Below are 9,172 nucleotides of genomic sequence, written 5' to 3' on the forward strand. Positions count from 1 at the left end.
CAGGCAGACAAAACACCAGCTAAGCGGGGGTTTCCTGACCTCCATGCACCACCGTCAACCGAGGCGATCCCGCAGAAATCCCGCATCCCAACGCAGAATTAATCACGCCCGCAACACGCTCCTGAGACCCGTCCAAAACATGCGCGTATGTCTGCATCAACGTCGTCGGCGTATGCCCCAAAACCCGCGCCGCGTCCTGGACCGGCACACCACCCGTCAGCAATGACGACGCGAACCGATGCCGCAAAGCATGAAAGTGCACCCGCTCCGCGCCTACAGCCTTCCCCGCACGGGCCACCTTTTGCGCCGCCACATTCGCATGCACCGGCCCGCCGCCACCATTGACGAACAGAAACCCGTCCTCACGCCCGCCAATAACGCGTTTAAGCACTGGGACGAGCTCGCTCGCAATTGGTACATCGCGCCGGGAGTGCGACGATTTCAGCTCCACCCGCCGCCGGGGGACCGACTTCGATAGCTGCTTCCTGACCCGAATCACACCCGCCTCCAGGTCCACCTCCTCGACCAGCAGGCCACACAGCTCAGAGATACGCATACCGGTCAAAGTGGCCGTCCTCAGCATGTCCGCCATGGACCTATCCGGACGGTAAGCCCACCGCCGCGGCGGCATACCTTTACGCGGTACCGACACATACTCGACGCCACCCTGCTCCACAGCATCAATAACGCGCTGAATCTCACTCAAAGTAGGAATCGCGTCGGGCTCCACCGCGGTATCCTTTTTCGGCACCCGCACAGGATTTTTCCCCACCAGGTCATTATCCACCCCGTAGGTGAACGCGGACCGCAGCCAACTCAAGATGATTCGCACTGACCGCTCTGCAATCCCTTTATCGTCCGGGGCGAGCCAATGCCGGCACGTGCGAAGCTGATTGGCCCACTCATTAACATCGGCGGAAGTGACTTGGCGAGCTGGCCACTGCCCAAGCGGACCTAAAAGCCGGTCGCGTACATTCCGATACTGGACAAGACTCGCCTCGCGCAGCGGGCGGTCATTCATCCACCGGTTGAACAGCTCTTTGACGGTAATGTCCTGTTCTGCCTCGGGGAGGTACTTGTGGAGGCGTTTGTCGCGCTCCATTTCCTGAACGTGGGCTTTGGCTTCTTTTTGCCGGGTGAAGCTTTTGGAGTGCTCTTTGCCTGCGGGGTCGCGCCACCGGGCGATGTAAACAGTTTTTCCTGCTTTGTTGAGTCTTTTTTGGATAGCCATTATGATGCTCCTTGTTAGCCAGGGCTGCAATACGCCCCGGGCGACACTTCCGGACCCTTGTGCTGGGTTTGCGATGTGCCCCTTGCTCTTGTTCAGTACCCCGCCGCACAGCAGCTGAACAAGAGCAAGGGGCCCCTTTTGCGTTTACAGGTTGTCTACAGCGTATTGAGCCTGCTCTGGAGTGAAGCCTTCAAACTCACTGACAAGCTGGTCGTAGACTGCATCTGGCGACATAGCCTGCATGTCGGAGTAATTCCTAGCCGTTTCCAGGGCGTTTTCATTCCAGTCGGCTTCTACGTTGTCGATAGCGTACTGTGCCGCTTCGGGGCTGAAGCTTTCGAACTCGCTGGTTAGCTGGTTGTAGATGCCGATTTGGGACATGTGCTGGTACTTGGAGTAGGTCTCTGCTTTCTTTAGGGCGTTCTTGTGTTCCCGGGGTACGTCCTTGTCGTTGTTTTCTTCGCCGGGTTGTTGCTCGTCTGCTGGGGCGTCTTGTTGCGTGGCGTTCGTTTCGTCAGAGGTTGATTTGTCGTCGCTGTCGCTGCCTGCAGTGACGATGATGGCAAGGACGATGATGATGCCGATGATGATTGCGGCCCATTTGAGGCAGCCGCCTTTTTTCTTGGGCTGTTCGTTGTTGGAGGACATGAGAGCTTTCCTTTCAAAGAGAGGGATTGTAGTTTAGGCTGCTTGGTTTGCAGCCATGGTCTGCCAAGTTTTTAGGACTTTGACCGTCACCCCGAGCTCGTTGGCAAGGGTGGCCGGGTGTGGTCCATAAATTGATTCTGCTGCGGCGTATTCGACGGGGGAGATGAGTAGGCGTGCTGCGAAGCGGTCGGCGCGGTACTCGTGTGCCCCGTGGTGGCCGGGTGGGTCGTTGTAGTGGGCGTGGCCTAGCTCGTGCGCCAGGGCGCAGAGGGTGGTGGCGTCACTCATTCCGAGGCGGATAGTGACGATTTTTCGGTGTGGCTGCCAGGCGGCCTTGGGCCCGCCCTTGTGCCAGCGGATGCCGTATCCGCGTGACTCGGCGACCTCGATGAGGGCGTCAAGGGGAGTAGTCAATCGGATATTCACCTCGTTCTATGTGGCTGAGATTACACCCTGTGGCCTGCTTCTTTTCGGAATTTCCGAACAATATTTAGTCGATTAGGTCTTCTCCTCGTTCTTCTCGAAGCTTATCTTCGTCTGGACTGCTATCCGCGGCGTGCGGCTCCTCCCAGTCAAACTCGCGGACGATACCGTCATCATCGTCTACAGAATCATGCGGGCCGGACATAGGGGCACCCGCACGACGGGCAGCAAGGTCGTCGATGGGGTGGTCGTCAAGTAGGCGTAGGCGTCGTAGGAGTTCGTCTGTGAGTTCCTCGTCGCTGGCGCGGGTTAGTGCGGTGGTGGTGCCTACTTCTTGTAGCCAGCGGGCACTGACGAATCCGAGGTCCACGAGAGCCACGACAGGGGACTCATTGTAGGCCTGGGCAATTTTGATGATGAGGTCCGCGCTGAGCTCATTGGCTTTCAACTGCCTGCCGAGGGTGACAGGGGAGATGTTGGCGAGGTCCGCAGCGCGTCGGTTTGAGTCATTTCGGGTTACGCGCTTGAACCACTCAGTGTGTGTTTCCTGCATGCTTTAAGCGTATCTAAAAGAACGCCATATGTCAATCTGAAACGGCCTATAGCCTGCATAAACATATAAAAAACGAATTTAGACTTGCGTAATCTGCCATAGTGTGCCAAAATGAAATTACCGAACCGAAACGGTACGGATAATCCAAAAGGAGCCTTATGACCGCAAAGTTAGACCCCACGGTTATCGACCAGCTCCGCAAGCAATACGGATTCACCAACTTCGAGCAGGTAGGCAACAAACTGAACCGCACTTCGCACACCGTGCGCAATTGGTACCGCGGACAGACCCTGCCTAGTGCTCAAGACCTGGTGAAACTGCAATTCCTCACTGGTCGACCGTACGGCACCATGCTCGTCATCAAAGACGAAGCAGAACAAGCCGCATAAGGAAGGTAGGTGAGAAATGATGCAAGAAGGAGTTCATGACATGACCCACGAAGAGAGGGAAGCCCCCGGCGCTGCAACACCAGGGGCGACCGTAAATATCGATGGAGGACCGGTTTACAACAAGGAGCAGGTACTACATCTCATCGAGACCCTCAAGGTCGAGAATTCGCTTCTCCAAAAGCGACATCTTCAACGCAATCGTCGCAATGGCTTGCTTCGAAAACTGCGTGTACTCCGTGACCGCTTCCTCAATCGGGACGTCACCGACCGGGAGTCTCTCAGCAAGAGGCGCAAGTTCCGCCATTAAGTCCGGGGTTACGGAAAGGCCTATTTCCCGTAGTCGCCATTCCACGTCTTCAAACCCAAACTCTTGGCTCGAAGAATCTGAATTTTCCATCATTTTTCACCTCACTTTCTAGGGCTGGTTGCCCTGAATTAAGTGAAGCACATAAAGAAAGCCCCGCCGAAGCGGGGCCAACAAGAAAGATATAAGGAGTATATCACAATGAGTGAATTAATCCCCATTCAAGATAACGACGGTGCCCAAGCCGTCATGGGCCGCGACCTCCACGCATTCCTGGAAGTGCGCGACAACTACACCGACTGGATGAAACGAATGGTGGCCTACGGCTTTTCCGCAGGTCAGGATTTCTCGGAAATTTCCGATAAACCAAAAGGCGCTGGTCGCCCGCGTACCGACCACATCGTCACTCTGGACATGGCTAAGGAAATTTCCATGATTCAGCGCACCGAAAAGGGTAAGCAAGCCCGTCAGTATTTCATCGAGTGTGAACGCCGCGCCAAGGAGACCGCCGAGTTGTCGCCGGAAGAAATCATGGCCCGCGCCATCAAGGTCGCCGACCACACGATTAAGGAACTGGAAGCCAAGACCGCAGACCAGGCCCTCGCCTTGGAGGCAGCTAAACCCAAAGTCGAGTACTACGACCACTGCGTCTCCATTGAGTCGGACGTGATGACCGTAAAAGATTGGGGCGCCCACTTTGGCCTGACCGAGCCGCAGGCACGTCAGAAATTACTGGACGCGAAGATGATTTACCGCAAGACCCAAACGCGGGAATGGTCATCTCGCAAGGGCGATGTGGTTGACCGCAATGAATACCGTGCCTATGCCGCCTACAGGAACCTTTTCGACATTAGGGCACAGCACAACGCGCCCCGCTACCACAACGGCCAAGTACGGCAAACACTGTACGTGCGCGCTGGTTGGGCAATCACCGTAGCGAAGAATGCTGGCATCCAGGTTGACCAGTCCATCTACGACGCACTACCAGGGGCGGTGTAGTGCCATGACTGATGATTTGCATCCTGCGGAGGCTGCCTACATGGCCGCGGTTTGTTCCGGCACTGATTGGTACGCCGCTGCTGATAAGGCGGTAGCCAGCCTGGCTACGTCCCGCCGGCCGTTTACCGCTGATGATGTGCGTGCTGCCTGTGGCATGGAGCCAGATAACCCCAACTCATGGGGCGGACTGTTCCACTACTGGCGTGGCCGTGGGCTTATCCGCCGTATCGGGTTTACGAGCTCACGTAGTAAAGCGCGTAATCATGCCGCCATTGGTGTGTGGCAGGGCAATGATCTTAAGGCCTAACGAGCAGGCAGCGGTGTGCGAGCCACCGCATAGGCACAAGGCCGCCTGTATTCCTCCCTAGGGGATAGACGAGGGACTGGCAGGCCACGTTGTACAGAGAACTGAATAGAGAGCCTATCCCGGCAGAGAACAGTAGCCGGGCCGTGTCCATGTGGGACTACTTACTAGTGCGAGCGCGGGTCTTAGAACGCCATGACCACTAGTGCCGACAGGCTGAAACCACCTGACCGCCGTAGCGGGCCAAGGGTGAGGCAAATTCCACGTAAGTGGGCACGAAAAACATTGAGGCCGTGAAATAGCTACTCCCCGGGTGCGAGTCCCGGGCGCGGCACTGGGGGTGGGTGTGGTGATTGAACGCTGCACCGTAAGTGAAGGGTATGTGGGGATTTTTCATGTCTTGTCCCGCCCCTGCACCCACCTCTCGAACACAAAGAAGGCCCCGGCGTAGCTGCACACTACGCGGGGCCAATCAATCCCTGGAAGGACACTATGAACACTACCAAAAGGTCATACTCAGTCCCAGAAGTCGCCGGCATGCTTGGCATCTCACAATCCACGCTCTACGAGCACGTGAAACAAGGCACCGTCCCGCAACTACGCCCCATCACGGTCGGCGCCCGGACTGTATTCCCAAAGCGCGTCATCGACCAGCTACTCGACCCGGAAGCAATCGCATGAGCTGGCTAAAGGCCCTGCTCCATCGAGGTCGGCATCGTCGTCGCCGCACCCTGAAATTCAGCATGAAATGGAGATAAAACATTGGCTCACGAAATCACCCCGGCTGAAGCAATATCCCAGCTGAGGCACATCGAAAAGACCTACCAGCACATCTACCTCTACACCCACCTACCGGAGAAGGTACGCCGCCAAATTAAGGATGGTGCCGCACAAGCCCACCACATCACCGGACTTGTTAACGCCCACGAAAGGAAACTACGCCATGCAGAAGACTAACCGCCCCCCACGCCAAGAAGCTAGCTACAAGGAGCTTGCCTACTGGAAAGATACTGCCGCTAAACGCATGAGATTTGCCTGGGCCACCGGCATTTTCGGCGGCATGGTTGGCTTCATCTTCCACTGGGTAATCTCCGTGCCACCAGTCTGGATGTGAGTCTATGGCCACTGAAGCACAAGACATTATGAGCATGTATCAGCCCCGCATGTACGACGACCTTTGGTGGGTTGATATTGGCGATGGGTTGCGAAGATTTAAAACCGCCGGGGAGGCGCGCAAATTCATCGCGGGTAAACGACAATCCCCCGGCCGCTGTCTCTACTACGGATGCCTACTAACGGGCAGGAACATGAGCTATGGGGTGGGTTTCCGGTTCTGTGAAAATCATGCGCGCAATGCTCGCCATATTCTAGATAATCCGCTGGTCAACACGACGAAAAGGCAGGCACGCTTTGGAACTGCATAAATACGAACCTGAAAGTACAGAGGATTGGCTGGAGTTCCGCCGCCAGCATCTCACATCGACGGAATTGGCGGGAATTCACCTGAGTAAGACGGCTAGGGCGTGGCAGGAGATACGCGAGCAGAAAGAAACAGGGAAGCGGTGGGGCGGTAATGACTACACGGTTTGGGGCACCGCTCGCGAACCCGTCCTGGCCCCACTGGTCTTGGATATTGATAGCAGCCTGGAATATAACGCCGACCCGCAAACCATCATTATTAACCCCGACGATGACCGCCTCTGCGGCACCCCGGACTTGTTCAGTGCGGATGGGGAAGTGATTGGTGAGATTAAAACCGCCAAGCACCAATTCACCGGCGGCCGCTTCCATGACTGGTGCCCGGATGGCTACTACCTGCAAATACAAGCCAACATGTGGCACGCCGGGGCGGAAGCCTGTGTCCTACTGGTGGAGTACTACGACGAAGAAGACGGAGAGTTCACCCCGCGGGAGTGTGAATCGCACACCATTTTGTATGACCGCGATGTTTGCAAGGAGTTGGAGCTCACCGCCGCAGACTGGTTCGCCTGGCTGGAAGGCACTACCCCAGACTGGATGGGTGAGGTCACCAGCCTAGAAGACGCCGACGAGGTAGAAGACCTCGTGGCGCAGCTAGCGGACGCTGAGGAAAAAGCCTCCACCTGGTCTGACCTGGCAAAGACATACAAGAAAGACCTGCTAAAGCTCCTCGGCGAGTCCTACGCCGGTACTCATGCTGGCTACAAGGTCAGCGTGTCCACCACTAAGGATTCGAAGACGTTTGATTCCAAGGCGTTTAAGTCCGCCCACCCGGACTTATTCGCCGAGTTCAACACCAAAACCCGCCGTGGTTCCCCCCGCCTACGACTCACAAAGGTAGTCAACTAATGGACATCTACACCATCGTCCCCAGCAAAGAAGCAAAGAAAATTGCCCTCGCACGCCTCGAAGGCGAAGTCCTGGATTGGATGCGAGACCACGGAGACACCTTCCCCGAATTGCGCGACCTTTGCCACGAGATAGAAACCACCATCGACCAGGAACGACAACAACTATGAACAAACCAAGCGACATGCCACACCGGCGTTTGGAGGTGGCCCGCACCGCCACTGACGCCAACTACGCCGCCCTCACCGCATTCGCCGACCAAGCCACCTACCTCATGGAGCACTTCACCCGGCACGGCCACGACGTAAATACTGCCTTCGTACTCACTGAAATCACCCTCGACCGATTCGACGACGAAAGGAACATCTAATGCCAATCTGGGGAAAGCAACTACCAGAAGCCAGCAGTGTAAACCGCGAGTTCGCAGGAAACAACGCATCCATGGTATCCGCTCACATCGAAGCAGGATTCACCCGCGAAGAAGCAATCCACATCGTCACCAGCATCCTCGCAGCACAAATCAAGGAGAACTAACCATGAGCAACGAAATTGCCAAGTTCAACCAGCAGGAAATGACACTGATTGAGCAATTGGGATACCAACAAATCCCCGCTAATCACCTCAAAATGTTCTTTGCCCGCGCTGACGCATTAGGACTCAACCCGCAAGACCCATCACAAATTTCCCTTATTGAGCGCAACTCCAAGAACGGGAAAACCTACACGCTCCAAGTCGGTATTGGTGGGGCAAGGCGTACCGCCCGGCGTATCGCCAAACAAGAAGGCGGAACCTACCGAGAAGGTGAATGGCTATACAAGGGAATCGACCAGTCCACCGGGCAGGAGACAGAATGGCGAGATACGTGGAACGTCTCTCGCATGGGGTACCCGGAGTTCGCGAAGGTCATTGTGTACCGAGACGGTGAACCATTCCCGCATGTTGTTACTTGGGATGAGTCCAAGCAAACCTTTGGGAAAAACGGAAACCTAACACCCATGTGGGATGCTAAGCCATCCTTCATGCTGGGAAAGAATGCCGCCGCCGGCGCATTTCGAAAGGCATTCCCCGACGAATTAGGGGACGTCTACTTCGACTCTGAAAGCTTCGTGGATACCACCGAAACCATTCACCAAAAAGCCACCCGCCAGGATGTAGCACAGCAAGCCTTGACAGCGCCGGCACCGAAGCTGAAAAAGAAACATCAAGACGAACAACCAGACCAGTTCGTAGAAGACATCAAGCAGGCCCTCGCCGGGCTCACCACCGCGGATGAAGTTACTAGCTTCATGCAAGAAATCCGCAACGACGGTGACGTACCCGAAGAAGTCATCGACCTAGGCCGCCAGCGTTGGAACGAACTACAGGAAGACAAGTAAATGACTAACCTGACCGTAATTGATGGGAACCTAGTCCGCGACCCAGAACAACGATTCACGCCTAATGGGCGTTCCGTTGTGGCGTTCACCGTTGCGCATAACACCCGCCGCTATAACAGTCAGTCCCAGCAGTGGGAAGACGGCGAACCATGCTTCATTGATGTGGAAATGTGGGGCAAGAAGGGCGAAAACTTCTACCACGAATACACGCAGAACGGGAAGCGCCCCGTCCTCGTTGTCGGTGCCCTCAAGCAGGACACTTGGGAGGATAAGAATGGCGGCGGGAAGCGCTCGAAGCACAAGATTAACGCCGATGATGTAACCATCATCCCGCGGGGGCAAGGCGATCAACAGCAGCAGCCTAATCAGGCGCAACAGTCGTGGAATGACGCCGCCCAGCAGGGTCAAACGGCCACCAGTGGAGCATGGTCAACGCCGCCGGCGCAAGCAGGGCAGCAAGATCAAGCGCCGCCATTCTGATTCGTACAGGAAGCATATTCGCATGGAGTACGTACTCATGGCTGCTGCGGTCATAGGTTTTATGGCATGGCTCTCGATGAGCGCATTCATTTGCCTAGCAGCCTTCGATATTCTGCACGATAGCTGGATAAGTGGAG

General features: G+C 56.0%; 18 protein-coding genes. 13 read left to right on the forward strand and 5 right to left on the reverse strand.

Annotation, left to right across the window (positions count from 1 at the left end):
- Window positions 1-19 precede the first annotated feature (19 nt).
- The 4 genes from ACLI1Q_RS03600 to ACLI1Q_RS03615 form a co-directional block, all read right to left on the reverse strand.
- Window positions 20-1,231: a site-specific integrase gene (locus ACLI1Q_RS03600; RefSeq protein WP_349883555.1), complete on the reverse strand. Its 1,212-nt coding sequence runs from the start codon at window positions 1,229-1,231 to the stop codon at window positions 20-22.
- Between the two features lie 144 nt (window positions 1,232-1,375).
- Complete coding sequence (locus ACLI1Q_RS03605; RefSeq protein WP_411697078.1) at window positions 1,376-1,879, reverse strand: Ltp family lipoprotein; 504 nt, start codon at window positions 1,877-1,879, stop codon at window positions 1,376-1,378.
- 33 nt (window positions 1,880-1,912) lie between these two features.
- Window positions 1,913-2,293 carry an ImmA/IrrE family metallo-endopeptidase gene (locus tag ACLI1Q_RS03610; RefSeq protein WP_411697079.1) on the reverse strand — a complete coding sequence of 127 codons (381 nt, stop codon included), beginning with the start codon at window positions 2,291-2,293 and terminating at the stop codon, window positions 1,913-1,915.
- Window positions 2,294-2,369: 76 nt separating this feature from the next.
- Window positions 2,370-2,855: a hypothetical protein gene (locus ACLI1Q_RS03615; RefSeq protein WP_411697080.1), complete on the reverse strand. Its 486-nt coding sequence runs from the start codon at window positions 2,853-2,855 to the stop codon at window positions 2,370-2,372.
- Window positions 2,856-3,013: 158 nt separating this feature from the next.
- On the opposite strand from ACLI1Q_RS03615, the gene ACLI1Q_RS03620 reads away from it, so the two are divergent.
- Window positions 3,014-3,244, forward strand: a complete 231-nt coding sequence (locus tag ACLI1Q_RS03620) for a transcriptional regulator (protein WP_411697081.1) — start codon at window positions 3,014-3,016, stop codon at window positions 3,242-3,244.
- A 133-nt stretch (window positions 3,245-3,377) separates the two neighbouring features.
- On the opposite strand, the gene ACLI1Q_RS03625 is transcribed toward ACLI1Q_RS03620, so the two are convergent.
- Entirely contained in the window at window positions 3,378-3,644 is a 267-nt protein-coding gene (locus ACLI1Q_RS03625) for a hypothetical protein (RefSeq protein WP_349889187.1), read from the reverse strand.
- Window positions 3,645-3,749: 105 nt separating this feature from the next.
- Between ACLI1Q_RS03625 and ACLI1Q_RS03630 the strand changes: the two genes are divergently transcribed.
- From ACLI1Q_RS03630 to ACLI1Q_RS03685, 12 genes are all read left to right on the forward strand, one after another.
- Window positions 3,750-4,547, forward strand: a complete 798-nt coding sequence (locus ACLI1Q_RS03630) for an antA/AntB antirepressor family protein (protein WP_411697082.1) — start codon at window positions 3,750-3,752, stop codon at window positions 4,545-4,547.
- A 4-nt stretch (window positions 4,548-4,551) separates the two neighbouring features.
- On the forward strand, window positions 4,552-4,854 hold the full coding sequence (locus ACLI1Q_RS03635; protein WP_411697083.1) for a hypothetical protein: 303 nt from the start codon (window positions 4,552-4,554) through the stop codon (window positions 4,852-4,854).
- 489 nt (window positions 4,855-5,343) lie between these two features.
- Complete coding sequence (locus ACLI1Q_RS03640) at window positions 5,344-5,532, forward strand: helix-turn-helix transcriptional regulator (RefSeq protein WP_411697084.1); 189 nt, start codon at window positions 5,344-5,346, stop codon at window positions 5,530-5,532.
- A gap of 81 nt (window positions 5,533-5,613) precedes the next feature.
- Complete coding sequence (locus ACLI1Q_RS03645) at window positions 5,614-5,808, forward strand: hypothetical protein (protein ID WP_302522126.1); 195 nt, start codon at window positions 5,614-5,616, stop codon at window positions 5,806-5,808.
- Complete coding sequence (locus ACLI1Q_RS03650; RefSeq protein WP_349883568.1) at window positions 5,795-5,965, forward strand: hypothetical protein; 171 nt, start codon at window positions 5,795-5,797, stop codon at window positions 5,963-5,965. The genes ACLI1Q_RS03645 and ACLI1Q_RS03650 overlap by 14 nt, the downstream gene beginning before the upstream one ends.
- Before the next feature lie 4 nt (window positions 5,966-5,969).
- On the forward strand, window positions 5,970-6,275 hold the full coding sequence (locus tag ACLI1Q_RS03655) for a hypothetical protein (RefSeq protein WP_349883569.1): 306 nt from the start codon (window positions 5,970-5,972) through the stop codon (window positions 6,273-6,275).
- Window positions 6,262-7,179: a YqaJ viral recombinase family protein gene (locus ACLI1Q_RS03660; protein ID WP_349883570.1), complete on the forward strand. Its 918-nt coding sequence runs from the start codon at window positions 6,262-6,264 to the stop codon at window positions 7,177-7,179. The genes ACLI1Q_RS03655 and ACLI1Q_RS03660 overlap by 14 nt, the downstream gene beginning before the upstream one ends.
- A complete protein-coding gene (locus tag ACLI1Q_RS03665) occupies window positions 7,179-7,349 on the forward strand; it encodes a hypothetical protein (protein ID WP_349883571.1) in 171 nt (56 codons plus the stop codon). The genes ACLI1Q_RS03660 and ACLI1Q_RS03665 overlap by 1 nt, the downstream gene beginning before the upstream one ends.
- Window positions 7,346-7,549 (forward strand): hypothetical protein, encoded by a 204-nt coding sequence (locus tag ACLI1Q_RS03670; protein ID WP_349883572.1) that lies wholly within the window; start codon window positions 7,346-7,348, stop codon window positions 7,547-7,549. Before ACLI1Q_RS03665 ends, ACLI1Q_RS03670 begins: the two co-directional genes overlap by 4 nt.
- Window positions 7,549-7,713, forward strand: a complete 165-nt coding sequence (locus ACLI1Q_RS03675) for a hypothetical protein (protein WP_349883573.1) — start codon at window positions 7,549-7,551, stop codon at window positions 7,711-7,713. Before ACLI1Q_RS03670 ends, ACLI1Q_RS03675 begins: the two co-directional genes overlap by 1 nt.
- A 2-nt stretch (window positions 7,714-7,715) precedes the next feature.
- Window positions 7,716-8,555 (forward strand): recombinase RecT, encoded by an 840-nt coding sequence (locus ACLI1Q_RS03680; RefSeq protein WP_349889194.1) that lies wholly within the window; start codon window positions 7,716-7,718, stop codon window positions 8,553-8,555.
- A complete protein-coding gene (locus ACLI1Q_RS03685) occupies window positions 8,556-9,035 on the forward strand; it encodes a single-stranded DNA-binding protein (protein WP_349883594.1) in 480 nt (159 codons plus the stop codon).
- Window positions 9,036-9,172: the final 137 nt, after the last annotated feature.

The sequence above is a fragment of the Corynebacterium limaceinasi genome (genome assembly GCF_046717465.1).
Classification (GTDB): Bacteria; Actinomycetota; Actinomycetes; order Mycobacteriales; family Mycobacteriaceae; genus Corynebacterium.